Below are 26,597 nucleotides of genomic sequence, written 5' to 3'. Positions count from 1 at the left end.
AGGCCGGGCTCTTTATAAGTGAAGCTGCCGGATTAGACCAGCTTCTCCAACTCAGGTACCGCTTCGAACAGATCCGCCACCAGACCGTAATCGGCCACCTGGAAGATCGGCGCTTCTTCGTCCTTGTTGATCGCGACGATCACTTTGGAGTCTTTCATGCCGGCCAAATGCTGGATCGCGCCGGAGATACCGACCGCGATGTACAGCTGTGGCGCAACGATCTTGCCGGTCTGACCGACCTGCATGTCGTTCGGTACGAAACCTGCGTCGACCGCGGCGCGCGAAGCACCGACGGCTGCGCCCAGCTTGTCGGCCAGGGCGTACAGGTGTTTGAAGTTGTCACCGTTCTGCATGCCGCGGCCGCCGGAAACGACGATCTTGGCAGCGGTCAGCTCAGGACGATCGGACTTGGCCAGTTCTTCACTGACGAAGCTGGAAGTGCCGGCGTCGTGCGCAGCAGCAACCGCTTCAACAGCCGCCGAACCACCTTCAGCGGCAACCGGGTCGAAACCGGTGGCACGCACGGTGATCACTTTGATCGCAGCGGTCGATTGCACGGTAGCGATGGCGTTACCGGCGTAGATCGGACGCTTGAAAGTATCGGCGCTTTCTACCGAGATGATCTCGGAGATCTGGTCAACGTCCAGTGCAGCGGCAACGCGCGGCAGGATGTTTTTGCCGTTGGACGTGGCGGCAGCCAGGATGTGGCTGTAGCCCTTGCCCAGCTCTGCAACCAGAGGAGCGACGTTTTCCGGCAGCTGATGCGCGTAAGCGGCATTGTCAGCGTTCAGGACTTTGCTCACGCCAGCGATTTTCGCAGCGGCCTCGGCCACGGCGCCAGCGCCCTGACCGGCAACCAGCACGTGAATGTCGCCGCCGATTTTGGCAGCAGCGGCCACGGTGTTCAGTGTGGCCGGGGCCAGCACTTTGTTGTCGTGTTCAGCGATTACCAAGATAGTCATTTTTAGATTACCTTCGCTTCGTTTTTCAGTTTCTCGACCAGTTCAGCCACCGACTTGACCTTGATGCCTGCGCTGCGTGCAGCCGGCGCTTCGACTTTCAGGGTCTTGTTGGTGGAGGCGGTGGAAACGCCCAAAGCGTCCGGAGTCAGCACTTCGAGAGGCTTCTTCTTGGCTTTCATGATGTTTGGCAGAGACGCGTAGCGCGGCTCGTTCAAACGCAGGTCGGTGGTGACGATCGCTGGCAGTTTCAGGGAAACGGTCTGCGCGCCGCCGTCGATTTCACGGGTCACGGCAACGTTGTCGCCGGAGACTTCGACTTTCGAGGCGAAAGTGCCCTGACCGTAGCCGCTCAGTGCAGCGAGCATCTGGCCGGTCTGGTTGTTGTCGCTGTCGATGGCCTGTTTGCCCAGGATCACCAGTTGAGGCTGTTCCTTGTCGACCACAGCCTTGAGCAGCTTGGCCACGGCCAGCGAAGTCAGGTCTTCAGCGGATTCGACGAGGATGGCGCGGTCGGCACCCAGAGCCAGTGCGGTACGCAGCTGTTCCTGAGCGGTGGACGGGCCGATGGAGACGACGACGATTTCAGTCGCAACACCTTTCTCTTTCAGGCGTACGGCTTCTTCCACTGCGATTTCGCAGAAAGGGTTCATCGACATCTTGACGTTGGCGAGGTCTACGCCGGAATTGTCCGCCTTGACGCGGACCTTGACGTTGTAATCCACAACGCGTTTGACAGCTACAAGAACCTTCATGGATTCCTCGTTACTCTCCGGTGAAAAGAAAGTCGCCTAGGCGAACCTGGCGGTTGATGCTCATCGGGCACAAGGGCACCTCTAAAAACGCCGGCTGGGGGCGATGACCGTTCGTCAGTGGTGACCAACGGGTCATTGAATCGCACGGTGTGTAAACTGCGCGCCGGACTTGCGCTGCGCATCACCCTGTACTGCCTGTGCCTTGTCTTTAGAGGTGCTCTTGAAACCGCCAGTCTGCCTACGGCGAGCGCAAAACCGCCCGTATCTTGACCGGAACGCCTATTCCGGTCAATACGGCAAAATGGCCGTTCATAAGCCGCGCTTCTTTGATTTCTCTGGGCTGGAGCCGATTCAAACAAACGTTTGTATTGGACGCTCGGAGTGGTGTAGATATAATGCGCCGCCTAGAGAGAAAGGTGGTTTGCCCATTATTACCCTTGACGTTAACGTAAAGGCAATAACGGATGCGACACCGAACCTCCAAATTAGAAAAAAAACTGTTGAGCCTTGAGTAGGAGATAGCCTGTGGAACGCGAATACATGGAATTCGACGTGGTCATCGTCGGTGCCGGCCCCGCTGGCCTGTCCGCCGCCTGCCGTCTGAAGCAGAAGGCCGCCGAAGCCGGTAAGGAAATCAGCGTCTGCGTGGTCGAAAAAGGCTCCGAAGTCGGCGCGCACATCCTTTCCGGTGCCGTGTTCGAACCACGCGCTCTGAACGAACTGTTCCCGGACTGGAAAGAACTCGGCGCCCCGCTGAACACTCCGGTCACCCGCGATGACATTTTCGTGCTGAAAAACGCCGACAGTGCGCAGAAAATTCCTGACTTCTTTGTGCCCAAGACCATGCACAACGAAGGCAACTATATTATTTCCCTCGGCAACCTGTGCCGCTGGCTGGCCCAGCAGGCCGAGAACCTCGGCGTGGAAATTTACCCGGGCTTCGCCGCTCAGGAAGCGCTGATCGACGAAAACGGCATCGTGCGCGGGATCATCACCGGTGATCTGGGCGTCGACCGCGAAGGCAATCCGAAAGAAGGCCTGTATACCCCGGGCATGGAACTGCGTGGCAAGTACACGCTGTTCGCCGAGGGCTGCCGTGGCCACATCGGCAAGCAACTGATCAAGCGTTACAACCTCGACAGCGATGCCGACGCCCAGCACTACGGCATCGGCCTGAAGGAAATCTGGGAAATCGACCCGGCCAAACACCAGCCAGGCCTGGTGGTGCATACCGCCGGTTGGCCGCTGGACATCATGGGCACCGAAAACACCGGCGGCTCGTTCCTCTATCACCTGGAAAACAACCAGGTAGTGGTCGGTCTGATCGTTGACCTGTCTTACAGCAACACTTACCTGTCGCCGTTCGACGAGTTCCAGCGCCTCAAGCATCACCCGGTGCTGGCTCAGTACCTGGAAGGCGGCAAGCGCGTCAGCTACGGCGCCCGTGCGATCTGCAAAGGTGGCCTGAACTCGCTGCCGAAAATGGTCTTCAAGGGCGGCGCGCTGATCGGCTGCGACCTCGGCACCCTGAACTTCGCCAAGATCAAAGGCAGCCACACCGCGATGAAGTCCGGCATGCTCGCCGCTGAATCGGTGGCCGACGCACTGTTCGCCGAGAAGGATGGCACTGAAGAGCTGACCTCCTACGTCGACGCGTTCAAGAAGAGCTGGCTCTACGACGAACTGTTCGCCAGCCGTAACTTCGGCCCGGCGATCCACAAGTTCGGCGCGATCGTCGGCGGTGGTTTCAACTGGCTGGACCAGAACATCTTCGGCGGCAAACTGCCGTTCACCCTGCACGACACCAAGCCGGACTACGCTTGCCTGAAACTGGCGGCCGACTGCAAGAAGATCGACTATCCGAAGCCGGACGGCAAACTCAGCTTCGACAAACTGAGCTCGGTGTTCATCTCCGGTACCAACCACGAAGAAGAGCAACCGTGCCACTTGAAGCTGACCGACCCGAGCATCCCGATCAGCAAGAACCTGCCACTGTACGACGAACCGGCGCAGCGCTACTGCCCGGCCGGCGTCTACGAAGTGATCACCAAGGAAGACGGCGAAAAACGCTTCCAGATCAACGCCCAGAACTGCGTGCACTGCAAGACCTGTGACATCAAGGACCCTTCGCAGAACATCACCTGGGTCACGCCGGAAGGCGCTGGCGGCCCGACTTACCCGAACATGTAAGCCGTATCGCTGAACAACGAGGCTCCCGAAACGGGGGCCTTTTTGTTGCCCAGGATTCCTTGTTGCACCACAAACCCTGTGAGGGTGTGCCCCTGCCCGCGAGAGGGGTGTCCCAGCCACCACCATCGTTCACTCACACCCCTCTCTCGCGACCAGCCTCACTCCTACAAAGGATTTGCGCAGACTCAGGCAACGCGTTCGTCGCCAGGACTACGCTCGAAGTAGCGCTTGTACTCACGACTGAACTGCGACGTACTCTGATACCCCACCCGATGCGCCACCTGCGCCACGCCCAGCCCCTCGGCGACCAGTAAGGTCTGCGCCTTGAGCAAGCGTAAACGTTTCAGATACTGCACCGGCGACAACAGCGTGCTGCGCTTGAAGTGCTCGTGGAAGGACGACACGCTCATATTCGCGCAACTGGCCAGAGTCTCGACATTCAGCGGCTCGGTGTAATGCGCATGCAGGTGACTGATCGACGCCGCCACCCGGGCGAACTGCCCCTGCTGTTCCACCAGCGCGCGCAACACATCGGCCTGTGGCCCGCGCAGCGCGGTGAACAACAATTCACGCACCCGCGCCGGCCCGAGAATCTGCCGCTCCAGCGGATCGTGCAGGCAGCGTAACAAGCGTTCGACGCAGCCGCGCATGTCATCGTCGAGCACCACCGAGGTCATCGACTCCGGCGTTTGCGCCGGAATGTGCCGCCCCGGCGCCAGCCCCATGGCCAGCACCAGCTCGCCGAGCAGCACCCGATCGATCGCTACCGATACCCCCAGCAACGGCGCATCCGGCAAGGCAAAGGTTTCGCACTCGAACGGCACCGGCAGCGCCTGAATCAGGTAGTGCCCGGCGCCGTACTCCATGGTGCGCGGGCCGAGGAACGCCAGTTTGCTGCCCTGAGCGATGATCATCAGGCTCGGTTCATAAATGTGCGGGCCACGCGCCACGTCGCAACTGGCGCGCAACACCTGCACGCCGGGCAACCCGGTCTGGCTGTAACCATCGCAGAGCGCCAGCGGCTCGATCAGCGAAACCAGTGTGGCATTGGCATCAAGGTGACGGGTCAACTGCATCGGAGGGGTCTTCAAAAAAGTCACGGAAAAAGGCATGCAAGCATCATCGCAGATCCTTTTGCCAATGCGCTTGCCCAGACCTGCATGCCGGAGGATTAGGCATGAGACCCGGAGGAATCGTCATGGCCGCAGCGGCAGACGGCGCCCAAAATGCGCCACCTCACCTGTCACTGCTTCTGCGAGGTTCCTCATGTACACCGCTATCGGTTATGCCGCCCAATCGGCCACCACTCCCCTCGCCCCGATGAAATTCGAACGCCGCAGCCCACGCGCTGACGACGTGGCGATCGAGATCCTCTACTGCGGCGTCTGCCACTCCGACATCCACCAGGCGCGCAACGAATGGGGCATCGCGGTTTATCCGTTGATGCCCGGCCACGAGATCGTCGGTAAAGTCACCGCCGTTGGTGCGAACGTCACCCAACATAAAGTCGGCGATCTGGTCGGTGTCGGCTGCATGGTCGACTCCTGCCGCACCTGCGCCGCCTGCCAGCAGAACCTCGAGCAATACTGCCTCGAAGGCCCGACCATGACTTACGCCACCCCGGACCGGGTCGATGGCAGCAACACCATGGGCGGCTACTCCGACAGCATCGTGGTCAGCGAGCACTTCGTGGTGCGCATCCCGGAGAAACTCGACTTGGCCAGCGCCGCGCCGATCCTCTGTGCCGGCATCACCACCTACTCGCCGCTCAAGCACTATGGGGTCAAGGCCGGCGACAAGGTCGGGATTCTCGGCATGGGCGGCCTCGGCCACATGGGCATCAAATTCGCCAAGGCGATGGGCGCGGAAGTCACGCTGTTCACCCGTTCGGCGAGCAAGGCCGAAGAAGGTCGTCGTCAGGGCGCCGATCACGTGATCGTCTCCACCGATGCCGAGCAGATGGCCGCCGCCGCAGGCCGTTTCGATTTCCTGCTGGACACCATTCCGGTGCAGCATGATCTCAACCCGTACCTGCAAACCCTGCGCTTTGATGGCGTGCATATCCTGGTCGGCCTGATCGAACCGATCGACCCGCCGGTGCATGCTGCCAACCTGGTGCTGGGCCGCCGCGTGCTGGCCGGTTCGCTGATCGGCGGCATCGCCGAGACCCAGGAAGTGCTGGATTTCTGCGCCGAGCACAACATCACCTGCGACATCGAAATGCTCGACATCCGCCAGATCAACGAGGCTTACGCGCGGATGATCGCCGGTGATGTGAAGTACCGCTTCGTGATCGACATGGCGACGTTGAAGCTTTAAACCTTCAGACCGAGTTCTGCCGAGAGCCGGGCTGTGACCCCTTTGATCAGGGGAATCAGCTCGGCCATTTTTTCCAGCGGCATGTACGGCACGGTGCTGGCGATACTGATCGCCGCCACAATGCGCTTGCTCGCATCACGAATCGGCGCCGCCACGCAGCGGATCGACGGTTCGTTGTCTTCCAGATCGAAGGCGTAGCCACCGGCTACGTACTCGGTCATGCGCTGCTCAAGCTGTTCCCACGACTGCTGCGGATGCTGCGGCCAAAACTGACTTTTCCCACCCGCCGGCAGGCTGATGTCGTACAGGCGCTGCCAATCCTGCGGCGCATCATCGAGCATCAACGCCTTGCCGATCCCGGTGCGCGCCAATGGCATCCGGTGGCCGACCCGCGAGCGCATTTCCGGGCCGTTACGCCCCGGATTCTTCAGCAGATACAAGACTTCGTCGCCCTCACGAATGCCCAGATGCACGGTGTCGCCGGTCAGCGCCGATAACTCGTCCAGATATGGCCCGGCCAGACTCACCAGCGGCAACTCCTCGCGCGCCTGAAACCCCAGTTCGATCAGCTTAGGCCCCAGCAAATAGCCGATTTGCGGCACCACGCGCAGGTAGCGCTCATCGACCAGGCAACTGGCCAGGCGATGGGTGGTGCTGCGCGTGGTGCCGATCAGCCGGGCGATCTCTTTCAGATCGCGGGCGCCACTGGCCACCGCCTGCACCACACCCAGTCCGCGAAGTAGCGTCTGGGTGCCGGTGGGTGTGGCGTCCTTGGTTTTTTCCGGGGCGTCTTCCTGCATATCCAGCCTTTACCGTTGAGCGAGGGAACGGGCGGCATTATGGTCGCCCGACGCAGACGACTACAACTCGATACGTTCGACCTTGCCCACCAGCAGCACGTAGGACAATGCACCGATCAGCGCCAGCACCGCGATGTAGGTGATCGCCGGGGCGAACGAATCACCACTGGCGAGGAAACCGATGACAATCGGCGTGGCAATCGCCGACAGGTTGCCGATGAAGTTGAACACCCCGCCGGTCAGCCCCAGCAACCGCGCCGGAGCGAGGGTCGAGACCAGCGACCAGGTGATCGAGGCCAGACCGTTGCCGAAAAAGGCCAACGCCAGGAAGGCAATCACCAGCGGTGTCGATTCAACGAAATTGGCGCCGATGATCGAGGTTGAAATCAGCAGCCCGCCAATGATCGGCAACTTGCGCGCAAAACCCACGCTGCAGCCACGCCGGATCAACAGGTCGGAAAAGAACCCCGAGCACAGCACGCCCACAAACGCCGCGAGAAACGGCAGCGATGCCAACAGGCCGGACTTGATGAAGTCCATGCCGCGATATTTCACCAGGTAGGTCGGGAACCACGTCAGGAAGAACCACAGCGTCGAGTTCAGACAGAACTGGCCAAGGTAGATGCCCCACAATTTGCGTTTGCTCAGGACGATACCGAGGTCAGTCCAACTGAACGAGGCCTTGGCCGTTTGCGCTTGAATGTCTACGAGTCCGCCACCCTCGCGGATCAGGTCGATCTCCGCGTCGTTGGCGCCCTTGAAGTTTCGCGGTTCGCGGTACACCGCGTACCAGATCGCCGCCCAGATAATGCCCGCCGCACCGGTCGCGACGAACACCATGTGCCAGCCGAACTCATGTTGCAGCCAGGCCAGCACCGGCGTCAGAAACGCCAGGCCGACAAACTGCCCGGAGGTGTAGAAACCAATCGCCGTGGCCCGCTCGCGCTCGGGAAACCAGGTGGTCACCACGCGGCTGTTGATCGGATAGGCCGGTGCTTCCAGCGCGCCGACCGCCATGCGTAAGACGAACAGGGCAATGAAGCTCGCGGCGAAACCGAGCAACACCGTGGCCAACGACCACAGCAGCAGCGCGACGCTGTAGAGAATGCGCGGCGGCACCCGATCCACCAGCCAGCCGCCGGGAATCTGCATCGCGGCGTAGGTCCAGCCGAATGCGGAGAAAATCAGCCCGACGTGAACCGGGTCGATGCCCAGTTCACTGGTCAGCGCGGGCGCGGCAATCGAAAGGTTGCTGCGGTCGAGGTAGTTGATGACCACGGTGATGAACAACAGCACCATGATGAAAAACCGCTTGCGGCTGGGCGTGACTAAAGACGCCTGCCCGGTGAGGGTTTGCGTTGGCATGGGGGGTGCCTCTTCTTATGATTATTTGAGGTCATTGACGCCATCTCCCATCCATGGAGATCAATTGTGGGAGGGAGCTTGCTCCCGAATGCGGAGTGTCAGTCGACATCTCTTTAGCTGACATGCCGCATTCGGGAGCAAGCCCCCTCCCACAAGGATTTGTGGTGGGTCAGAAGGGACTCACCACTCGGCAAAACTGCCATCGGCATGGCGCCAGATCGGGTTGCGCCAGCGGTGGCCGACCGCCGCACGTTCGATCACGTATTCCTCGTTGATCTCGATGCCCAGCCCTGGCCCGTTTGGAATCTTCACGAAGCCCTGGTCGTAGTCGAACACTCGCGGATCCTTCACGTAGTCGAGCAGATCATTGCTCTCGTTGTAATGGATCCCCAGACTCTGCTCCTGGATAAACGCGTTGTAACAAGCCGCGTCCAGTTGCAGGCACGCCGCCAGCGCAATCGGCCCCAGCGGACAATGCAGCGCCAGCGCCACGTCGTAGGCTTCGGCCATGTTGGCGATCTTGCGGGTCTCGGTGATACCGCCGGCATGCGAGGCATCCGGCTGGATGATGTCGACGTAGCCTTCGCTCAGCACCCGCTTGAAATCCCAGCGCGAGAACAGCCGCTCGCCAAGGGCGATCGGCGTGCTGGTCAACGGTGCCAGCTCTTTCAGCGCTTCGTAGTTTTCACTGAGCACCGGCTCTTCGATGAACATCAGTTTGTACGGGTCGAGCTCCTTCATCAGCACCTTGGCCATCGGCTTGTGCACCCGACCGTGGAAGTCGACGCCGATACCGACGCTCGGCCCGACGGCATCGCGCACGGCGGCAACGTTGGCCAGGGCCAGATCGACTTTCTCAAAGGAGTCGAGGAACTGCAGCTCTTCAGTGCCATTCATTTTCACCGCAGTAAAACCCCGGCTCACCGCCTCTTTCGCGGCGCGTGCGGTGTCGGCCGGACGATCGCCACCGATCCACGAATACACACGAATCTTGTCGCGCACCTGACCGCCGAGCAGATCGCTGACCGACACGCCGAGGGCTTTGCCCTTGATGTCCCACAGCGCCTGATCGATACCGGCCAGTGCACTCATGTGGATCGCGCCACCACGGTAGAAGCCACCGCGGTACAACACAGTCCAGATGTCCTCGATGTTGCGTGGGTCTTTGCCGATCAGGTAGTCGGACAATTCTTCAACGGCAGCGGCGACGGTGTGTGCGCGGCCTTCGACCACAGGCTCGCCCCAACCGGTCACACCCTCATCGGTTTCGACCTTGAGGAAGCACCAGCGCGGCGGGACGATGAAGGTGGTGAGTTTGGTGATTTTCATCTGTTTGTCTCTCTTGTTAGATGCAGCGCACGCAGCGCCGGATAAATCTCAGCGAAGGGCCTTCCAGGCAGCCACGTAGGCCTTGGCATTGGCCGCCACTTGCTCAACCGTCATGCCCGGTTTGAACAGGCCGGAACCGAGGCCGAAACCTTTCACACCAGCGTCGATGAACGCTTGCATGTTGTCCGGGGTGATCCCGCCGACCGGCGCCAGCACCGTCCCGGAGGGCAACACCGCGAGCCACGCCTTGACCACCGCCGGGCCCATCTGCTCGGCCGGGAACAGCTTGAGAATGTCCGCGCCCTCCTCCAGCGCCGCGAACGCTTCAGTCGGCGTCGCTACTCCCGGCGACAGGTACAGCCCCGCCGCTTTCGCTGCGCGCAGCACTTTGGCGTCGCTGTGTGGCATCACGATCACTTGGCCGCCGGCCTCTTTCACCAACTCGACCTGCTCCGGCGTCAACACCGTGCCAGCACCGATCAGGCAATCGGCGGGCAAGGTCTGACGCAGGATGCGGATACTTTCGTACGGCGACGGGGAATTGAGCGGTACTTCGATGACGCGAAATCCGGCGGCATACAGGACTTCTCCGACAGCAGCGGCTTCCTGCGGATGCAGGCCACGCAGGATTGCGATCAGACCGTTTTGTGCCAATGCTTGCTTGAGCATGTCAGGCCTCCAGTCAGGGTTAACGGGATGAGGAATCGAGCAGCCCGGCGGCCAGCGCCAGTTGCCACAGGCCACGCTCGGTGGCCTGCTCGGCCAGCGTGACGCGCGCGAAACCGCAGGCATCGAGGGCACGGCCGTAACGGGCGCAGAGTTGCGCATTGCCGATGAGGATGATCGACGGCAGATGCGCACTATTGCGTCGGCGCCGCTGGGCTGCGGCAAGCGCCACCAGTTCATGGCCAATCATCAGGCCAGAGAGGTAATCCGCTTGCGCCGTCGGCGCCAGTTCGCCGGTCAGGCCCAGGGTGCGGGCACTGAATAATGTGGAAAGCACGCCCAGTTCGCCGTCCGCCGACAGCGCCACTTGCACGCCACGGTCGAACGCCAACCCGTCGAACGCCGCACCCTGTTGCTGGGTACGCCCGAGAATGCTGTGCTCACTGAGCACAGCGAACACTTCGCCGGTCATGAAGGTGTCGAAATGAGTGATGCGGCCCTCGATCACCTCCACCCACTTGGAGTGGCTACCCGGCAGACCGATCAACAGATCGCCGCCCGCCTCGGCCGGCAGGTTCTGCAGTACGCCGAGGACCTGAGTTTCTTCGCCGCGCATCACGTTGGGCAGGCGTGAACGCTGGATCACGCCAGGCACGATGTGCACCCGGGTGCCGCGCAGACTGACCAATATTTGTAGGGAATTTCCGAGATTGGCGACATTCGCCGGCGTCTCGCAGTAAGCCGCTTCGCGCCAGCCTTGCGCGCTGCCGACCATACCGCAGGCGATCACCGGCAGATCCGGCTGCGCCTCGAGCCAGTCGCCACACGCCTCTTCGAAGGCCAGTTCAAAGCCGTCGGCGCATTCACCACCGTGGATGACTCGCGGCGTCTTCGGTAACTGCATGATCCCGGACGACAGCGCACGCTGCTCCAGCACCACCCCGCCCGCCGCGAGTTTGTAAGCACGTAATGAGGTCGTCCCCCAGTCGAGCGCGATCAATTGCGCCTGCATCGCTTCACCTGTTTTGTTTTTGGCAGTGAGTGCGACGGACTATAAACCTTGGTGCAGGAAAATCTCAATATATAAATATCATTCCCATATTATGGGATTTACAAGTGTAACAGCCGTTTCTTCGCCAAATCTCTAAAATGCCGATCCCATTCACGCGACGACCGCTCTCGACAGGTTCAAGGAAGAAAAAATGAAAACCGCTTTAAAGGCGTTACTCCTCTGCAGCGCACTCTGCTTCGCGGCGATTGCCCGCGCCTTGCCCGCTATCAAGGAGGGTGATATCTGGGCTTACAACACCCGGCCGGGTGAAGAAGCCTCGACCTTGACCATCCTCAAAATCGAAAGCTATCCGCACTACGGCAGCGTCGTGCATATCCGCGTTGATGGCATTCGGATGATCAACCCGGTCACCGGAGGCGAGTTCACCGCAATGCCCCACCTGCCTTTCCAGGCCGAGGCTTTGCAGCGCAGCCTGACTCGTCGCGTGGGAGAGACGGCGCAGATTCCGGATTTCAGTCAGGGCTACACCTACTGGAAAGCGGCCTTCGATGAAGAGAAGGCCGGGGCTTTCAAGATTTCCGTGCGAAAGACACTTGATGGGTTGCTCAGCGGTCATTGGGAATCCGCAGAGAAATGAGCATCAGAACAAGGCTTCCTGTGATCAGGCAAGAAGCCCGATCTCAGTACTTGTCAATTTCCTTTAGCAGCTCAGCAACAGGAATATTCATCGTTTCTGAATAGTAGATTTTGTAGGAGTAGGAGTTGATTCTGACTTTGCATGCGATTGTTTTTCGCCCCGCTAATACAGTGCTTAAGTCCTTGCTGCTCATCAGCGTTTCACTCGTTGAGTCTTTCACACGATAAAACATGAGATCCGCTTTGAAAGTGGATCCGTCTGCAGGCTTCAGAGGCTCAATCCATCCTTCACCATATTCATTCAGATTGCGCGACTGCGAAAAATCTCTACTCTCCCCCAAAGCACAAAGCAGCGACTGACTTATCTTGGACTTGAAGAGTTTGTCGACATCGACGTCGGACGAAAAACTGACTTGGTAAATGTTTCGATCCAAGTAGCGCTCCACCCCCAAATACTCGATTTTTGCAGTAGGTTTTCCGTGGCTGATCGCACATGAAGCACACATCGAAAACATCAAAATCAGAATTAACTTACGCACATTTCCTTCCTTTAAAATGCAACACCACCGATTCCATCAGAACATCTCTGGCTGACAGCCCGGCGCCAAGATCGGCAATATAAATGGCCCATGCATCAGCGTGGTTAACGTCAACCCTGCCATTCATGTTCGGACCGCTCTTCATATCCCACTGTTCTCCGAAATCAGCCACCAGGTCGGAAAAATTCCAGTCCTTGGCATCGGCTCTCACATTCACCCAATATTCAGCCTTAGGCGCGGGCTCTTTTTGATGCTCGCTCGCCCATCCCGTCGTCGTACACACGTTCTGTCCTCCAAGCGTGAAACCGTCGAGCCGTCGCTTTGGCTGCTCAAGCCGTTGGCACACACGGTGGCGTTGTGTCTGGTGGCGGGCAGTGCGCAGTCACTACGAGATCCTTTTTGAAATGGCGGTCCCATAAAGAGCCCGCCATTGAGTTTCAAGATTTTTAGTTCAGAGGACGGCCAATGCCGTTGCAAACGCTGGGGTTGTTGATATCGAGGTTATTGCTTGCCACACTTTGGTTGCCAAAGATGCCGCAGGCCTGCAAAAACCTGCTGTTACGTCATAGGCAGTTGGCGGAGGGCGCGACCGAACGGATGTCACGGCTGCAGCCGTTGCGGGGTGGTTGCAGATGACAGAAAGGAGAACCCGAGGATGGTGCTTTTGAGGGTCGGGTGATGCTGAAGTCCTGGTAAAAAAGTCTGAATTATTTGTTGTTCTGACGGGCGCCTTCGCGAGCAAGCCCGCTCCCACAGGTTCTTGCGGTGTGACATATATTGCATTAACAACTCTGTCCCCTGTGGGAGCGGGCTTGCTCGCGAAGAGGCCAGACCAGACGACCTCGGAATCAGCTACTGCACCAACTGGTTGATCTCAATGATCGACAACAACACCGCCATCCCGGTGGCGGCAATCACTTCAGCATCGGATTGCCATCATCTCCTCAGCCTTCGGCAAATTCGCGCAACACCTTGCCATCCATGCGATAGCGCACCCACTCTTCTTGCGGTTGCGCGCCGAGGGATTTGTAGAATTCGATGGCCGGGGTGTTCCAGTCCAGCACGCTCCATTCGAAGCGCCCGCAGTCGTTGTCGCAGGCGATTTTCGCCAGATGCCGCAACAGGGTTTTGCCGGCACCGCCGCCGCGTTGTTCGGGGGTGATGTAGAGGTCTTCGAGGTACAGGCAGTTGCTGCCGAGCCACGTCGAATAGCTGAAGAAGAACACTGCAAAACCGATAGGCACACCGTCACGCAGGCAGATCAGGCCGTGGGCGGTCGCGCCTTCGCTGAACAGGCTGCGCTCGATGTCGGTGACACTCGCAATGACTTCATGGCGGGCCTTTTCGAAATCTGCCAGTTCGGTGATGAAGGCGAGGATTTGCGGCGCATCGCTGGGGGTCGCCGGGCGGATTTCGATCGTCATGAACGGGCCTTGTCGGAAAAGGGAAAGCGCCATACTAAGGCCGGATGCGGCGCTCGTCACATGGCAGCGCAGAGAATATCCTGCGCCGATATTGCAATGTGGGAGCGGGCTTGCTCGCGAAAGCGGTCTGACAGACAACAATGATGGTGACTGGATTGACGCCTTCGCAAGCAAGCCCGCTCCCAAAGGAACTTCGCCAGTCTGAAAGGATGCTCATGAACACTGAGATTTTTATGCCCGTGGAGTCGCTTGCAGCAGCACTGCTGCCCCACGCCCTCGAACCCGGCGACGACGGTGCCCACGACCTCGCCCACCTGCAACGGGTCTGGCACAACGCGCGCACCTTGCAGGCCGAGGAAGGTGGCGACCTGGAAGTGTTGCTCGCTGCCGTGCTGCTGCACGACTGCGTGTCCGTGGAAAAAAACTCGCCGCTGCGCTCGCAGGCTTCGCGTCTCGCCGCAGAAAAAGCCGCCAGCGTGCTGGCCGATCTGGACTGGCCCGAAAGCAAAATCAGTGGCGTCACCCACGCCATCGAAGCCCACAGTTTTTCCGCCAACATCACCCCGCTGACCCTCGAAGCGAAACTGGTCCAGGACGCCGACCGGCTCGACTCGCTGGGCATGCTCGGCGTTGCCCGCACCTTCTACGTCGCCGGGCGCATGGGCAGTGCGCTGTATGACCCGCTCGACCCTGAAGCCAAGGAGCGCGACTACGACGACACCCGCTTCTGCCTCGATCACTTTCAGACCAAGCTGCTGCACCTCGCCGATGGTTTCCAGACTGGCGCCGGTCAGCGTCTGGCGCAGATCCGCCATCAACGCCTGAAGGGTTTCATGGAGCAGTTCAAGGAAGAAATCGGCCTCGACTGATAATCCTGTGTCTCGACCGTTCGTCGCTCATCAGGCACCAATCCGATTCAAGGGCAGACCAAACACAGGTAAGGAATTCAATCACTGGAGAAGCCCTATGATCCCGTCAAGGTTGACTGCCCTCGTTTTCACCGCCCTGCTGAGCCCTGCGGTTTTCGCCGCTTCTACCACCGCAGCGGGCACAGGCCCCACCGATCCGGTTCCATCACCGCGCGCCCCTGCCATTAACAGTGCCCCAGGCATGAACACCGATGGCTCCGGCGTACCCTTGATCAACCAGCCACCTGCCACTGGCACCGACCCACGCACCCAAGGCAGTGACCCCGGTCGCCAGGGTGGCATGAACACCCCTGACTCCCCCGCCACACCCGATAACGCCGGCCCCGGCATCGGCTCGAAAACCACCACCGGTGGCTCGGGCTCCGAGGGCGGCAGCCAGTAGTTCGCCGACGCGAGCGTCCTATTCACATCCATGAAGAGGTAACCATGAACGTCGATAAAAACCTGGAAAAAGAAGTCCTCACCCGCCTGCTGCATGCCCATCCGAGCGGACTGGGCAAAGAGGTGCTGGACAATTATCGCGGCGAGAAAGTGGTGGCCAGCGCCCTCGCCTCCCTGCAGGATCGCGGTTTGATCCACCATGGTCATGTGACTTGCAACGAGGCCGGCGAACACTCGTTGAATCTGCCGATCAAGCTCAGTGCGGCTGGCGTCGAAGCGGCGCGCAAGCTGGATCTGCAGTAGTCCTCAGGCCGCTCGCTGCCGGTGCGGCGAGCGGTCGAATCTGCACACAAGAGGAGAAATCCCATGCCTCGTGGAAGCAAAGACAAATACACCGCCGAACAGAAGCGCAAAGCCGAACACATCGAAGACAGCTATGAGAAAAAAGGCTTGTCGAAGGATGCAGCCGAAGCGCGTGCCTGGGCGACGGTCAACAAACAGTCGGGCGGCGGCGAAAAGGCTGGCGGTTCCGGACGCAAGAAACCGGCGAGTGCCAAGTCCGAAGACCGCAAGGAGTCGTCACGACGCGCAGTGGCCAGTCGCGAGGGACATGCGCGTGACAGCAAGGCCTCCCGGGATACTCAGACCGTAGACAGTCTGCGCAAGGAGGCGCGGGCGAAGAACATCGCCGGGCGCTCTTCGATGCGCAAGGATGAGTTGATTGCGGCGTTGCGCAAGGCCGGCTGATCCATATTTTGTGCTGAGCCGTATGGCCCCTTCGCGAGCAAGCCCGCTCCCACAAAGGGAACTGTGAACGACGCAAATCTCCCTGTGGGAGCGGGCTTGCTCGCGAAGGCGGTTGATCAGTCGCCGCAGGACTCGTGGATAAACGCATCCACCTCAGCAACTCCCGGCGAAGTCGCCGGCCCCCATCGTGTCACTGCCAAAGCCGCCGCCGCATTCGCCCGCCGCGCCGCCTCATGGGCGGGCACACCCTGCGCCAACCCGGCGACGAACACCCCGGCATGGGCATCACCCGCCCCGTTGCTGTCGACCGCTTTCACGGCGAACCCCGGCACATGCCGACGTTCACCGGCCTGCTGAATCCAGCAACCCTGCGGCCCGTCGCGTACCACCAACAGCACATCTGGCGGTAAGTGTTCGGCGAGTCGATCCAGTGCCGCGCCAATGTCCGCAGCCCCGGTAAAGCGCAACGCCTCGACGCTGTTGCTGGTCCACACGTCGATGCGCGGCAGCAGCGCCTGCATCAACACCGAGTCCGGCGACTCGACCAACGGCCCCGGATCGAACACCACGTTGATCGCTTCCGGCAGCGCCAGCGTCCAGTCCAGCAGGGCCTGGGCCTTGCCGGTATGCAGCAAGCTGTAGCCGCTGACGTACACATAATCGCCCGCCTCGGCGGCCACACTGTTCAGGTCGTCCTGCGTCACCTCACCTTCAGCGCCGATGTAGGAAATGAAACTGCGCTCGGCCGACGCATCGGTCAGCGCCACGCATATCCCGGTATCGCGTTGTGCAGGCATCTGGATGCCGATGTGTATGCCTTCATCCTTCATCGCCTGACGCGCCAAGTCACCAAAACGTCCGGAGCCATGGCGACCGAGATAAACCACCGGCAAACCATTGCGTACGGCTGCGGCCATCACGTTGAAGCCGCCGCCAGCCTCGAAAGCGGCAGACTGCGCCAGCACATCGCCGCCGACTTGCGGCAACTGATCCACGGCCATGACCAGGTCGATGATGACCTGGCCGGTGTGCAACATCTTAGGCATGTGCGTTCTCGACTTGCGCGGCGCGACGATCTTTCGCCCCGCCAAGGACGAAGTAAATGCCACCGGCCACCACGAAGGTCACGATCCAGCCGAGGCCGTTGTGGCCCAGCCACGAGTCGGACAAAAAGCCCTTGAACCAGACGTTCTCGGCGGTGGTGCCGATGGTGGTGAAACTGAAGCCGAGCACGATGGCAATCGCCCACGCGCCGAACGCGCGCCACTCGATGCCGCCGCGATACCAATAGGCGCTGCTCGGGCTGACATCGAGCAGGTCTTTGGGGCTGTAGTAGTGGCGATGAAGCAGGTCGACGACAAAGATCCCGACCCACGCAGTGATCGGCACCGCCAGCAGCGAAATGAAGGTAATGAACGGGCCATAGAAGCTGTCGGCGATCAGCATAAAGTAGATCGAGCCGGCGAAGATCGCCACGATGTCGACCACCACCGCGTACACGCGTTTGACCTTCAGACCGAGGGTCAGCGTGGTCAGACCGGCGGAGTACACAGACAGGTTGTTCGACAGCAGCAAGCCACCGAACGCGGTGATCAGGTACGGCACGGCCATCCAGGTCGGCAGCATGTCGCGGATCGCCACGATCGGGTCAGTCGCCGATGCCAGATCGTTGTTGCCCACCGACAGCAGGCCGCCAAGGGTGATCAGCAGCACCAGCGGAATCCCCGCACCGAACGCCGCCGAAGCGACCAGCCGTACAGCCTTGACGCTGCGGTGCTGATAGCGCGACATGTCCGCACCGGCGTTAGCCCAGCCGATCCCGGTGCCGGCGGCCATGGTGCCGATGCCGATGATCATCGCGCTCAGCGGCGCTGGCGTGGCGTTGAACACCGCGCTCCAGTCGATGGTCGCGCAGAGGAAGCCGCCGACCAGAATGTTCAGCGCGCCGAACACGTAGGTCGCCCACTTCTGGATCACCAGCAAGGTGGCGTGACCGAGGCCGGAAACCGACAGAGTCAGCAGGACGAAAATGGCAATGAAGATCAGCGTCAGCACTGGCGCACTTTTCGCTTCAACCGGCGAGCCGAACAGGATCGAACACAGCGACAGCAGCACGAACGCCGCGGTGGTGGTGTTGACCGTTTCCCAACCCAGCCGCGACATCAGCGAGACCAGCGTCGGGCCGATATTGCCACGCACGCCGAAGATCGCCCGCGACAGGGTCAGACTCGGCGCGCGGCCACGGCGGCCGGCAATCGAGATGATCCCGACCACGGCGAACGAACCGGCGGCGCCGACGATGGCAACGATGAACGCCTGCCAGATTGCCAGCCCGCGAAACGCCACCAGCGTGGCGCCCAATGGCAGGCCGAGAATGGAAATGTTGGCGGCGAACCAGACCCAGAACAGTTGCAGCGGATGACCGTTGCACTCGGCTTCCGGCACCGGCTCAATGCCGCGGGTTTCCAGTTGCCCGGCGCTTTGCCCGGCGTTTGTTGAACTCATGAACAGTGCTCCTGTTTGCCTTTATTGTGGTTGTGGCAATGACGCAAAACGACAAGACATCCCGGCCATCCTCGGCCTGTCTGTGCGACCCATTGCGGGGGAAAAATCCGTAACCCGCAGCGCGCCATCCGCGAGCAAGCCCGCTCCCACAGGAGATTTGTGAACGGCTCAAATCCCCTGTGGGAGCGGGCTTGCTCGCGAAGGCGTCAGCTCAGTCAACGCAGGGTCAACAGCCCCTGCACCAACGGTTCAAGCTCCAGATGATTGACCGCTTTGACCGTGGCAATCATCGGCGCCGGCCAGCTCTCAAGGCCCAGGCAGGCCCCGAGCATGGCGCCAAGAATCGCCGCGATGGTGTCAGTGTCGCCGCCAAGACTGGCGGCCATGCACAACGCATCGAATGCGCTCATCTCGCCAACGGCCACTTGCTGCGCCAGGGCGAACGACACCACGACCGATTCCTGCGAGGCCACCGAAGTGCCGATCACGTCGTACAGCAGATCCGCCAGCAGCGCCTTGTCGCTGTCGACGCTGATGGTTCTCGCCCAACTGATGCGCGAAGCGATGCGCCCGCCGGCCACCCAGTAACCATGTGCCTCGGCCTGTTGCGCAATCTGCTGGCCAAGGTTCAATGCCTCGCCCAGATCCATGCCGTTGATCCCGGCCGAGACCACCGCCGCCACCGCCGCCGCGCTGGAAATCCCCAGCGTGGTGTTGTGGGTGACCTGACAGGCCTGCACCACGGCTGCGATGAAACGCTCGGGATCAGCGACGTCTGCCGCAATGCCCACCGGAGTGATGCGCATCGCCGCGCCGTTGGTGGTGCCGTAACGCCCGGCCTCCTCCGGCGAGTGGCCGGCGAGGATCATTTCAATGGCGCGTTTGGTCGATGGGCCGAGCAGGTCCTGTGAACCCTTGGCCTGCATCTCGGCTTCCCATTCGATGAGCCGTTGGGCGAGGACTGCCGGCTCGATCTGACCCTTGCCTTCGACCAGCAACTGACCGACCAGAATCGCCTGTTCGGTGTCATCGGTGATCGAACCTTTGGGCATGTTGGCGGCAATCGGTTGCAGAGGACCGGCGTCCTGCAGATCGGTGATGTGGCCGAAGCGGGTCTTGATCGTTTCGCGATTCAGCGACTGCGTCGGCATGCCCAGCGCGTCACCGAGGGCCAGGCCATAAAACGCACCGAGGGCACGGTTGAGCGCGGTCATTTCGATTCTCCAAATTGCAGGTGCAGGCGGAAATGCACCGGGTCGAGCAGGCTTTCGACCTGCTCCATGAAACGGTTCTGCCGGTCGTAGGTGGTACGCAGGGCCTTGAGGAACACAGTGCCGACCGGGCGCCCGAGCAGTTCGGCGTCTTTGGCATTGAGTGGTTCGGCGCCGATCCACTGATCGCCGCGCTCGCCGATGTAGCCGTAGGCAGCGAGGGTGATGGTCAGGGAGTTGTCGATCAGACCGACGCGCGGCAGGCTTTCCAGGCCGCCGGTGGCCGGCATCAAAGAGCGTTCGAGGGAGACCAGCGTGCCATCGTTGGCGCGGCGACGGCGGTCGAGGGTGATGAATTGGTCGGTGCCGAAGCGCGAAAGCAGATCAGGCCGCGTCACGGCTTCCAGGCGCAGCACTTCGGTGTTGATCAGCGCCCCGCTGTCGGCCAAGGCCTGCGCCCAGCCGCTACGCTGATCGAGCGCCACACCGTCGAAGGTGACGATTGAGCCGACCCCGCTTTGCGTGGCGATGTAATTGCGCCGCTTCAGTTCGGCCAGCGCTTCGCGCAACGTGCCACGGCTGACATTGAATTCCTGAGCCAACTGATGCTCGCCGGGCAACAGAAAGCCGTCCTCCATGAGGCCGCTTTCAATGCGCCGGACAAGTTCGTCGACCACCCGTTGTTTCTTGTCAAATCGTACCTGTCTAATCATGTACAAATTGATACCCGAAACCGGCGCAGACGGGCAAGGAATATTTGGGGAAGGTGACGAGAGGCGGGAGAACGGCGCGATCTACTGTAGGAGTGAGCCTGCTCGCGATGACGTCGGCACATCCAGCAACGATGTGACTGAAAGGACGCTATCGCGAGCAGGCTCACTCCTACATGGGAGTGCGGTTTACCGTTGTTTGAGGCGGTCGATGACGACGGCCAGCAACAGAATCGAACCACGAATCACATACTGATAAAACGTATCAATGTTCTTCAGGTTCATCGCATTCTCGATGATCGCCAGAATCAGCACCCCGGCAATCACATGCCGGATCATGCCGATCCCGCCGCTCAGCGACACGCCGCCGAGCACACACGCCGAAATCACCGTCAGCTCGAAACCCTGGCCAATCATCGGCTGCCCGGAGGTCATGCGCGACGCCAGAATCACCCCGGCCAGCGCACCGATCACGCCGTGCACGGCGAAGATGATGATCTTGGTCCGGTCAACGTTCACCCCGGCGAGCAACGCCGCCTCCTGGTTGCCACCGATGGCCATGGTGTTGCGCCCGTAGGTGGTGTAGTTCAGCAGCCAGCCGAAGAACAGGAAGCAGACGATGGTGATCAGAATCGGCACCGGCACGCCGAACAACTGACCGTTGCCGAAGACGAAGAACGATTCCTGCGACACGCCCACCGCTTTGCCGTTGGCAAAAATGTACGCCAGGCCGCGAACGATCTGCATGGTCGCCAGCGTGGTGATCAACGCGTTGACCCGCAACTTGGCGATCACGATGCCGTTGATCAGCCCGACTATCAGGCCCATCACCAGCGCCGCGCTGACGCCGAGGAACACGCTGTTGGTGTCGCGCATCACCACCGCCGCCACCACACCGGCGCAGGCGATCACCGAGCCCACCGACAAGTCGAAGTGCCCCGACGCCAGACAGTAGAGCATGGTGCACGCGGCGATGCCGGTAGTGGAAATCGCCAGACCCAGCCCGCGCATGTTCAGCGGCGAGAGGAAGTTATCGATCAGCAGCGTGCAGGCGACGAAGATACCGATCGCCGCCAGCAGCATGACCCAGTCGTCGAGGAAGCGCCGCAGGTCCAGCGGTTTGCGGGGAGTCGGCAGCGCCTTGTTTTGGATGGTCATCATAGTCACCTCTCAGTTCGCCACGCCGTCAGCGCGATGGCGCGGCAAAGCCAGTTGCAGCAGGTTGGATTCATTGGCCTGGTCGCGGCTGACTTCGCCGCGCAGCGCGCCTTCGCAGAGCACCAGAATGCGGTCGGAAATGCCCATCACCTCCATGAGGTCGCTGGACACCACGATCACCGAAATACCGTCGGCGGCCAGGTTATGGATGATCTGGTAGATCTCGGCCTTGGCGCCGATGTCGATGCCGCGAGTCGGCTCATCGAGCAGCAGGACCTTCATCGGCATCGACAGCCAGCGACCGAGAATCGCCTTCTGCTGATTGCCGCCGGACAGGAATTTGATCTGCTGACCGGCGTGCGGGGTTTTGACTTTCAGCGCCTTGATCTGCTTGTCGGCGTTGCCCTTCTCCCACAGCCCGCGCAGCAGGCAGCCGAGGCTGGCATTGGCGCCGCGCGCGCTGATGTTAATGTTCTCGGCAACGCTGGCCAGCGGGATGATCCCCTCTTTTTTGCGGTCCTCGGGGCACAGCAGGATCCCGGCGGCAATCGCATCGCGCGGTGAGCGCAATTTCAATTCATGCCCCCGCAGTTCGAGGCGTCCGGCGGTGTTGCGTTCAAGCCCGCTGAGCAAGCGGAACAGCTCGGTGCGCCCGGCCCCGACCAGGCCGAACAGCCCGAGAATCTCGCCCTTGTGCGCCTCGAAACTCACCGGCTCACGCAGCCCCGGGCCAAGCAGACCGTCGACCTTCAATGCCACCGCGCCGCGTGGACGGCTGCGGTAATCGTAGATGTCCTGAATGTCGCGGCCGACCATGCAGGTCACCAGTTGATCGTGGGTCAACTGGCTCATGTCATCGAAGGTGCGCACGTAACGGCCGTCCTTGAACACCGTCACCGCGTCGCAAATGCGGAATACTTCTTCCATGCGATGCGAGACGTAGAGCACCACTTTGCCTTCGTCCCGCAGGCGACTGATGATCGCCATCAAACGGTCGATTTCGCGCGCCGAGAGGCTGCTGGTCGGCTCATCGAAGGCGATCACATGCGCGCCACGGGACAGCGCCTTGGCGATCTCCACCAGTTGCCGCTGACCGAGCGACAGGCGCCCGACCTTGGTCTGCGGATCGATTTCATCGGCCAGGCCCTTGAGGCAGGCCAAGGCATTCTGGCGCAGGACGCCATGATTGATCAGGCCGAAACTGGCCGGCAGATGACCGAGAAACAGGTTCTCGGCCACGCTCATTTCCGGCACCAGATGCAGCTCCTGGTGAATCACCGCGACGCCGCTGCCGATGCTGTCGGCGGTCGACTTGAACGCCATGGTCTGCTCGCCGATCTGCAACTCGCCGCTGCTCGGAATGTAGGCGCCACCGAGGATTTTCAGCAGGGTCGATTTGCCGGCGCCGTTCTCGCCCATCAAGGCGTGCACCTGCCCTGGATGGGCGACGAAGCTGATGGCGTCCAGCGCCTTGACCCCGGGGAAGGTCTTGCCGATCCCGTTGAAGCGCAGGCTGCCGCCGGCGCTGCTTGAGTGTGTCTGTACTTGCGCGTGCATCTGAGTCACCTCTTCACACCGATCGAGCAGCCATCAATTCCACAGGCCGATTTTTTCCAGCTCTTGCTTGAAGTTCTCGCGGGTGATCAGGGTGACGTCGTCCATCGCCGTGTACTTCGGCGGTTCTTTGCCGGTGGTGACCCACTCGTACATCATCTCGGCGGTCTTGTAGCCTTCGATGTGCGGGCTTGGCAGCATCGAACCGAAGAAACCACTGTTGGGCTTTTTCAGCTCGCCGATGGCGTCGGTGCCGTTGATGCCGATGCCAATCACATTGGCCGCAGCGAACCCGGCGGCTTCGGTGGCGCGGACGCCGCCGAGTACGGTGTTGTCGTTCATGCCACCGATGATCAGGTTCTTCGCCGCACTGGGCAGCTTGACCAGCGCCGAGTTGGTGGCGTCCATGCTGCCCGGCACGTCGAGGGTTTTCAGTGCGGCGGTCAGGATGTGGTCTTTCGGCAGACCGGCGTCTTCGAGCGCCTTCATCGAACCGTCGGTGCGCTTCTTGCCGGTGTCGAGTTCGTTGTAGGTGTTGACCACCGCGTAGGTGTCTTTCCAGTCCCAGTTGCGTTTCTTCGCTTCGGCAACCATCGCGTTGCCCTGCTTCTGGCCGACCTCAAACGCGGCCATGCCGAGGTACGGCACGTCTTCCATGAACTTGCCGTTGGCGTCGACGAAACGGTCGTCCACGGCAATCACTTTGAGGTCGTTGAGTTTGGCTTTGGCCATGATCGCCGGGCCGAGGGATACATCCGGCGGGCAGATCACGAAGCCTTTGGCACCGTTGGCCGCGAGGCTGTCGATGGCCGAGAGAGTTTTCTCGCCGTCTGGCACGGCGATCTTGATCAGTTCGAAGCCCTTGTCCTTGGCGGCTTTTTCAGCAAAAGCCCACTCGGTCTGGAACCACGGCTCTTCAGCCTGTTTGACCAGGAAACCGATTTTCACGGCATCGGCAGCGAGCAGCGTACTGCTCAGACTGAACGCGGTGACCGCCAGGGCGGCACTGCACAGGGTACGAATCCCGAAACGACGTTTCATAAGCTGACTCCTTGTTATTTTTTTTGAGCAAATTAAACAGCTTGTGGCGAGGGAGCTTGCTCCCGCTGGGCTGCGAAGCGGCCCTAAAACCGGTTACCTCGGTCAATCAAACACACCGCGCAGCCCGAATTTACGACTGCTGCGCAGCCGAGCGGGAGCGAGCTCCCTCGCCACAGGTGTGGTGGCGTGACACGTACTGCTGCAAAGCCTGTTGAAAATAGTCATATCGTATGATGATTGGATTTCACGCGGAGTTCACCGCCTGAAACCCGATCCACTCAGTCGTGGTACATCACCGAGCGCCCACCATCGATGGTGATGCACGAGGCGTTGATGAACGGCGCTTCATCACTGGCCAGAAACACCGCGGTCATCGCCACTTCGAGCGGCTGGCCGATGCGCTTCGGCGGGTGCAGATCGAATGCTCGCTGACGCTCGGCGTGCGGATCGGCGAAACCGTTCCAGTAATCGACGTTGAGTTGCGTCTCGATGTACCCCGGGGCGATGGCGTTGACCCGAACGCCCTTCGCCGCGTACTCGATACCCAGCGCCCGGGTCAGCCCAAGCAGGCCGTGCTTGGCCACCGGATACGGGAAACAGCCGGGAATGATGTGGCTGGAATGGGTCGAGGCGATGTTGATGATGCTGCCGACACCCTGCTCGATCATCTGCGGCAGCACGGCTTTGCAACCGTACCAGGCACCGTCCAGATCAATGGCGAAGCAACGACGCCAGTCTTCTTCGGTCATTTGCAGCGGGTCGCGGAACACGTTGACCCCGGCGCAGTTGACCAGCACGTCGATGCGCCCGTGCAGCTCGATCGCCCGTCTGGCCATGGCATGCAGGTCTTGCTGGCGCGAGACGTCAGCCTTGATCGCCTGCACGTCGTAGCCCTTGTCGCGCCACTGGGCGGCAACCTTCTCGACCTTCTCTGCCTGAATATCGCTGATCACCAGTCTGGCCTGCTGCGAGGCGAACGTGGCAACAATGGCTTCGCCGATGCCTTGGGCGGCGCCAGTCAGCAGCACCACTTTGTTTTTCAGACGCTCACCCTTCGGCGGCGCGGGCACCGGCGGCAAGGAAAGAGGTTCAGCCATGGATCAGGACTCCTGTTCGTCAGCACAAAAAAACCGGGCATCTGCCGATGTCCGGTCTGGAAAACTGTGAAAACGAAACAGGCAGGCGCGGCGAGCGACGCCGGGCCGTTGCGAGACGCTGACTCCGCTGAGGAGTGCGATAGAGGTTCGCTGCATCACTTCACCTGTTTTGTTCTTTTTAAGTGTGAGTGCGTGTTACTGCTGGAGCCGACTATAAACCCGACTGCCAAATAATCTCAATATATAATTTTGCATCCCATATTTTGGGATTTAGCCAGCAAAGCGCGTGCAAAGTTTGCCCGGCACATCGACCCGCATCGACAGAACTGCGCCATCCAGCGGATGGTTGTGGGGACTCTGGGCGCTGGTGATGTACAGGGTTTTCAGGTCTTCGCCGCCGAATACGCAACTGGTTGGACGGCTGACAGGCAGATCGATTTTGCGGTCGACCTTGCCGTCCGGCGTCAGGCGCAACAGGCAGCTGCCGTCCCAACGCGCGTTCCACACATACCCTTCGGCGTCGACTGCCGAACCATCCGGGCCACCGTTCTGGTCGGGGCCGTACCAGATTTCGGCGTTGCCGAGATTACCGTCGGTGTGAATGAAATAGCGATTGAGCGCCCCGTCGAGGCTGTCGCCGAACAGCAGCGTGGTGCCGTCATCACTCCACAGCAGTGTGTTGGGAATGCCGAGACCGAGCAGCAATGGCGTGACACGCTGGTCGGGATCAATGCGAAACAAGCCGCCGGAACGACGCTCGATCGGCAGGTCTTCGCCGTTGTCACCGATGTTGTTCTGCATGGTGCCGAGCCACAGTCGGCCTTGGGCGTCGCAGCGTGCCTCATTGGGCCGATTGCCCGGTTGCGGGTCGGCAATGCAGAACAGCGTAAGGCGTGGTTCGAGGCCCGGGGAATCGAGGTCCAGGCGGTACACGCCGCTGCTCAGGGTCACCAGCGCATCGCCGCTCGCACAGGGTATGAACGCGGAAACGTGCTCGGGCATCTGCCAGATCTGCACGTTGTTGCCGATCAGCCGCAGCGCCTGCTTGCCGGCGATATCGACCCAGTACAGCGCCTGGGTCGGGGCGTCCCAGAATGGCCCTTCACCGAGCCTGGCGCGGTGTTGGGTTACGGCGGTCAACGGCATATCGAATCCTTCATGTTGTTGTTTTAACTGTAGGAGTGAGCCTGGTCGCGGGAGCGGGGGGGCAGGGACGACGAGTGGGGCTGACCCACCCCCCTCCCGAGCAGGGCCACTCCCACAGGGGGAT

The 26,597-nt window shown here is 60.9% G+C and carries 27 protein-coding genes; 7 read left to right on the top strand and 20 right to left on the bottom strand.

The features are described 5' to 3' along the window. Nucleotides 1-32: 32 nt before the first annotated feature. Entirely contained in the window at nt 33-962 is a 930-nt protein-coding gene (locus tag LVD08_RS11350; protein ID WP_007961977.1) for an electron transfer flavoprotein subunit alpha/FixB family protein, read from the bottom strand. Nucleotides 963-964: 2 nt separating this feature from the next. After that, complete coding sequence (locus tag LVD08_RS11345; RefSeq protein ID WP_247268161.1) at nt 965-1,714, bottom strand: electron transfer flavoprotein subunit beta/FixA family protein; 750 nt, start codon at nt 1,712-1,714, stop codon at nt 965-967. Between the two features lie 525 nt (nt 1,715-2,239). On the opposite strand from LVD08_RS11345, the gene LVD08_RS11340 reads away from it, so the two are divergent. Next, nucleotides 2,240-3,904 (top strand): electron transfer flavoprotein-ubiquinone oxidoreductase, encoded by a 1,665-nt coding sequence (locus LVD08_RS11340; protein ID WP_047598758.1) that lies wholly within the window; start codon nt 2,240-2,242, stop codon nt 3,902-3,904. Between the two features lie 185 nt (nt 3,905-4,089). Here LVD08_RS11340 and LVD08_RS11335 read toward each other — a convergent pair whose 3' ends face one another. Beyond that, entirely contained in the window at nt 4,090-4,980 is an 891-nt protein-coding gene (locus LVD08_RS11335) for an AraC family transcriptional regulator (protein WP_007961974.1), read from the bottom strand. Between the two features lie 190 nt (nt 4,981-5,170). Here LVD08_RS11335 and LVD08_RS11330 point away from each other — a divergent pair, with 190 nt between their 5' ends. Continuing rightward, complete coding sequence (locus tag LVD08_RS11330; RefSeq protein WP_027612386.1) at nt 5,171-6,223, top strand: NAD(P)-dependent alcohol dehydrogenase; 1,053 nt, start codon at nt 5,171-5,173, stop codon at nt 6,221-6,223. Here LVD08_RS11330 and LVD08_RS11325 read toward each other — a convergent pair. The 5 genes from LVD08_RS11325 to LVD08_RS11305 all read right to left on the bottom strand — a co-directional run bounded on the left by LVD08_RS11325 (nt 6,220) and on the right by LVD08_RS11305 (nt 11,395). Beyond that, a complete protein-coding gene (locus LVD08_RS11325; protein ID WP_247268160.1) occupies nt 6,220-7,023 on the bottom strand; it encodes an IclR family transcriptional regulator in 804 nt (267 codons plus the stop codon). The genes LVD08_RS11330 and LVD08_RS11325 overlap by 4 nt on opposite strands. Nucleotides 7,024-7,083: 60 nt before the next feature. After that, nucleotides 7,084-8,388: an MFS transporter gene (locus tag LVD08_RS11320; protein WP_247268159.1), complete on the bottom strand. Its 1,305-nt coding sequence runs from the start codon at nt 8,386-8,388 to the stop codon at nt 7,084-7,086. A 180-nt stretch (nt 8,389-8,568) separates the two neighbouring features. Next, the gene (gene dgoD / locus LVD08_RS11315; protein WP_247268158.1) at nt 8,569-9,717 is read right to left on the bottom strand and encodes a galactonate dehydratase; all 1,149 of its coding nucleotides are present in this window, start codon (nt 9,715-9,717) and stop codon (nt 8,569-8,571) included. Between the two features lie 48 nt (nt 9,718-9,765). Further along, nucleotides 9,766-10,386: a 2-dehydro-3-deoxy-6-phosphogalactonate aldolase gene (locus LVD08_RS11310; RefSeq protein WP_041069252.1), complete on the bottom strand. Its 621-nt coding sequence runs from the start codon at nt 10,384-10,386 to the stop codon at nt 9,766-9,768. 19 nt (nt 10,387-10,405) lie between these two features. Next, on the bottom strand, nt 10,406-11,395 hold the full coding sequence (locus LVD08_RS11305) for a 2-dehydro-3-deoxygalactonokinase (protein ID WP_247268157.1): 990 nt from the start codon (nt 11,393-11,395) through the stop codon (nt 10,406-10,408). Nucleotides 11,396-11,585: 190 nt separating this feature from the next. On the opposite strand from LVD08_RS11305, the gene LVD08_RS11300 reads away from it, so the two are divergent. Next, nucleotides 11,586-12,032, top strand: a complete 447-nt coding sequence (locus LVD08_RS11300) for a hypothetical protein (protein ID WP_247268156.1) — start codon at nt 11,586-11,588, stop codon at nt 12,030-12,032. Between the two features lie 43 nt (nt 12,033-12,075). Here the strand turns inward: LVD08_RS11300 and LVD08_RS11295 are convergent, their stop codons facing one another. The 3 genes from LVD08_RS11295 to LVD08_RS11285 form a co-directional block, all read right to left on the bottom strand. After that, nucleotides 12,076-12,570 (bottom strand): hypothetical protein, encoded by a 495-nt coding sequence (locus LVD08_RS11295; protein WP_096794896.1) that lies wholly within the window; start codon nt 12,568-12,570, stop codon nt 12,076-12,078. Then, nucleotides 12,563-12,853 carry a hypothetical protein gene (locus LVD08_RS11290; RefSeq protein ID WP_247268155.1) on the bottom strand — a complete coding sequence of 97 codons (291 nt, stop codon included), beginning with the start codon at nt 12,851-12,853 and terminating at the stop codon, nt 12,563-12,565. Before LVD08_RS11290 ends, LVD08_RS11295 begins: the two co-directional genes overlap by 8 nt. Nucleotides 12,854-13,514: 661 nt before the next feature. Continuing rightward, nucleotides 13,515-13,994 (bottom strand): GNAT family N-acetyltransferase, encoded by a 480-nt coding sequence (locus tag LVD08_RS11285; RefSeq protein WP_007961964.1) that lies wholly within the window; start codon nt 13,992-13,994, stop codon nt 13,515-13,517. A gap of 215 nt (nt 13,995-14,209) precedes the next feature. On the opposite strand from LVD08_RS11285, the gene LVD08_RS11280 reads away from it, so the two are divergent. From LVD08_RS11280 to LVD08_RS11265, 4 genes are all read left to right on the top strand, one after another. Further along, entirely contained in the window at nt 14,210-14,863 is a 654-nt protein-coding gene (locus tag LVD08_RS11280) for an HD domain-containing protein (RefSeq protein WP_139054903.1), read from the top strand. 97 nt (nt 14,864-14,960) lie between these two features. Continuing rightward, nucleotides 14,961-15,305, top strand: a complete 345-nt coding sequence (locus LVD08_RS11275; RefSeq protein WP_247268154.1) for a hypothetical protein — start codon at nt 14,961-14,963, stop codon at nt 15,303-15,305. 44 nt (nt 15,306-15,349) lie between these two features. Continuing rightward, nucleotides 15,350-15,607 carry a hypothetical protein gene (locus LVD08_RS11270; RefSeq protein ID WP_096794892.1) on the top strand — a complete coding sequence of 86 codons (258 nt, stop codon included), beginning with the start codon at nt 15,350-15,352 and terminating at the stop codon, nt 15,605-15,607. 63 nt (nt 15,608-15,670) lie between these two features. Continuing rightward, a complete protein-coding gene (locus tag LVD08_RS11265) occupies nt 15,671-16,051 on the top strand; it encodes a Rho termination factor N-terminal domain-containing protein (protein WP_027612376.1) in 381 nt (126 codons plus the stop codon). A 116-nt stretch (nt 16,052-16,167) separates the two neighbouring features. On the opposite strand, the gene LVD08_RS11260 is transcribed toward LVD08_RS11265, so the two are convergent. The 9 genes from LVD08_RS11260 to LVD08_RS11220 form a co-directional block, all read right to left on the bottom strand. Further along, entirely contained in the window at nt 16,168-17,097 is a 930-nt protein-coding gene (locus LVD08_RS11260) for a PfkB family carbohydrate kinase (RefSeq protein WP_247268153.1), read from the bottom strand. After that, complete coding sequence (locus tag LVD08_RS11255; RefSeq protein ID WP_247268152.1) at nt 17,090-18,556, bottom strand: purine-cytosine permease family protein; 1,467 nt, start codon at nt 18,554-18,556, stop codon at nt 17,090-17,092. The genes LVD08_RS11260 and LVD08_RS11255 overlap by 8 nt, the downstream gene beginning before the upstream one ends. A gap of 215 nt (nt 18,557-18,771) precedes the next feature. Next, nucleotides 18,772-19,770: an ADP-ribosylglycohydrolase family protein gene (locus tag LVD08_RS11250; protein ID WP_247268151.1), complete on the bottom strand. Its 999-nt coding sequence runs from the start codon at nt 19,768-19,770 to the stop codon at nt 18,772-18,774. After that, nucleotides 19,767-20,480, bottom strand: a complete 714-nt coding sequence (locus LVD08_RS11245; RefSeq protein WP_247268150.1) for a GntR family transcriptional regulator — start codon at nt 20,478-20,480, stop codon at nt 19,767-19,769. The genes LVD08_RS11250 and LVD08_RS11245 overlap by 4 nt, the downstream gene beginning before the upstream one ends. 186 nt (nt 20,481-20,666) lie before the next feature. Then, nucleotides 20,667-21,635, bottom strand: coding sequence for an L-arabinose ABC transporter permease AraH (gene araH, locus LVD08_RS11240; protein ID WP_027612371.1), 969 nt, complete (start codon nt 21,633-21,635; stop codon nt 20,667-20,669). A gap of 12 nt (nt 21,636-21,647) precedes the next feature. Then, entirely contained in the window at nt 21,648-23,192 is a 1,545-nt protein-coding gene (gene araG, locus LVD08_RS11235) for an L-arabinose ABC transporter ATP-binding protein AraG (RefSeq protein ID WP_247268149.1), read from the bottom strand. 33 nt (nt 23,193-23,225) lie between these two features. Continuing rightward, entirely contained in the window at nt 23,226-24,230 is a 1,005-nt protein-coding gene (locus tag LVD08_RS11230; RefSeq protein WP_027612369.1) for a substrate-binding domain-containing protein, read from the bottom strand. A gap of 278 nt (nt 24,231-24,508) precedes the next feature. Further along, nucleotides 24,509-25,327, bottom strand: coding sequence for an SDR family oxidoreductase (locus LVD08_RS11225; RefSeq protein ID WP_027612368.1), 819 nt, complete (start codon nt 25,325-25,327; stop codon nt 24,509-24,511). 270 nt (nt 25,328-25,597) lie between these two features. Next, nucleotides 25,598-26,473, bottom strand: coding sequence for an SMP-30/gluconolactonase/LRE family protein (locus LVD08_RS11220; RefSeq protein WP_115989157.1), 876 nt, complete (start codon nt 26,471-26,473; stop codon nt 25,598-25,600). Between the last annotated feature and the right edge of the window lie 124 nt (nt 26,474-26,597).

Source organism: Pseudomonas sp. YL2 (assembly GCF_023063025.1).
GTDB lineage: Bacteria > Pseudomonadota > Gammaproteobacteria > Pseudomonadales > Pseudomonadaceae > Aquipseudomonas > Aquipseudomonas putida_A.
Note: the sequence above shows the minus strand (reverse complement) of the source record. Positions and strands in the feature narration are given on the sequence as shown.

Excerpts from the sequence above, each read along its gene's own strand:
- LVD08_RS11350 (WP_007961977.1), bottom strand. The coding sequence starts at position 962 with ATGACTATCTTGGTAATCGCTGAACACGACAACAAAGTGCTGGCCCCG.
- LVD08_RS11345 (WP_247268161.1), bottom strand. The coding sequence starts at position 1,714 with ATGAAGGTTCTTGTAGCTGTCAAACGCGTTGTGGATTACAACGTCAAG.
- LVD08_RS11335 (WP_007961974.1), bottom strand. The coding sequence starts at position 4,980 with ATGCAGTTGACCCGTCACCTTGATGCCAATGCCACACTGGTTTCGCTG.
- LVD08_RS11330 (WP_027612386.1), top strand. The coding sequence starts at position 5,171 with ATGTACACCGCTATCGGTTATGCCGCCCAATCGGCCACCACTCCCCTC.
- LVD08_RS11325 (WP_247268160.1), bottom strand. The coding sequence starts at position 7,023 with ATGCAGGAAGACGCCCCGGAAAAAACCAAGGACGCCACACCCACCGGC.
- LVD08_RS11320 (WP_247268159.1), bottom strand. The coding sequence starts at position 8,388 with ATGCCAACGCAAACCCTCACCGGGCAGGCGTCTTTAGTCACGCCCAGC.
- dgoD (WP_247268158.1), bottom strand. The coding sequence starts at position 9,717 with ATGAAAATCACCAAACTCACCACCTTCATCGTCCCGCCGCGCTGGTGC.
- LVD08_RS11310 (WP_041069252.1), bottom strand. The coding sequence starts at position 10,386 with ATGCTCAAGCAAGCATTGGCACAAAACGGTCTGATCGCAATCCTGCGT.
- LVD08_RS11305 (WP_247268157.1), bottom strand. The coding sequence starts at position 11,395 with ATGCAGGCGCAATTGATCGCGCTCGACTGGGGGACGACCTCATTACGT.
- LVD08_RS11300 (WP_247268156.1), top strand. The coding sequence starts at position 11,586 with ATGAAAACCGCTTTAAAGGCGTTACTCCTCTGCAGCGCACTCTGCTTC.
- LVD08_RS11285 (WP_007961964.1), bottom strand. The coding sequence starts at position 13,994 with ATGACGATCGAAATCCGCCCGGCGACCCCCAGCGATGCGCCGCAAATC.
- LVD08_RS11280 (WP_139054903.1), top strand. The coding sequence starts at position 14,210 with ATGAACACTGAGATTTTTATGCCCGTGGAGTCGCTTGCAGCAGCACTG.
- LVD08_RS11275 (WP_247268154.1), top strand. The coding sequence starts at position 14,961 with ATGATCCCGTCAAGGTTGACTGCCCTCGTTTTCACCGCCCTGCTGAGC.
- LVD08_RS11270 (WP_096794892.1), top strand. The coding sequence starts at position 15,350 with ATGAACGTCGATAAAAACCTGGAAAAAGAAGTCCTCACCCGCCTGCTG.
- LVD08_RS11265 (WP_027612376.1), top strand. The coding sequence starts at position 15,671 with ATGCCTCGTGGAAGCAAAGACAAATACACCGCCGAACAGAAGCGCAAA.
- LVD08_RS11260 (WP_247268153.1), bottom strand. The coding sequence starts at position 17,097 with ATGCCTAAGATGTTGCACACCGGCCAGGTCATCATCGACCTGGTCATG.
- LVD08_RS11255 (WP_247268152.1), bottom strand. The coding sequence starts at position 18,556 with ATGAGTTCAACAAACGCCGGGCAAAGCGCCGGGCAACTGGAAACCCGC.
- LVD08_RS11250 (WP_247268151.1), bottom strand. The coding sequence starts at position 19,770 with ATGACCGCGCTCAACCGTGCCCTCGGTGCGTTTTATGGCCTGGCCCTC.
- LVD08_RS11245 (WP_247268150.1), bottom strand. The coding sequence starts at position 20,480 with ATGATTAGACAGGTACGATTTGACAAGAAACAACGGGTGGTCGACGAA.
- araH (WP_027612371.1), bottom strand. The coding sequence starts at position 21,635 with ATGACCATCCAAAACAAGGCGCTGCCGACTCCCCGCAAACCGCTGGAC.
- araG (WP_247268149.1), bottom strand. The coding sequence starts at position 23,192 with ATGCACGCGCAAGTACAGACACACTCAAGCAGCGCCGGCGGCAGCCTG.
- LVD08_RS11230 (WP_027612369.1), bottom strand. The coding sequence starts at position 24,230 with ATGAAACGTCGTTTCGGGATTCGTACCCTGTGCAGTGCCGCCCTGGCG.
- LVD08_RS11225 (WP_027612368.1), bottom strand. The coding sequence starts at position 25,327 with ATGGCTGAACCTCTTTCCTTGCCGCCGGTGCCCGCGCCGCCGAAGGGT.
- LVD08_RS11220 (WP_115989157.1), bottom strand. The coding sequence starts at position 26,473 with ATGCCGTTGACCGCCGTAACCCAACACCGCGCCAGGCTCGGTGAAGGG.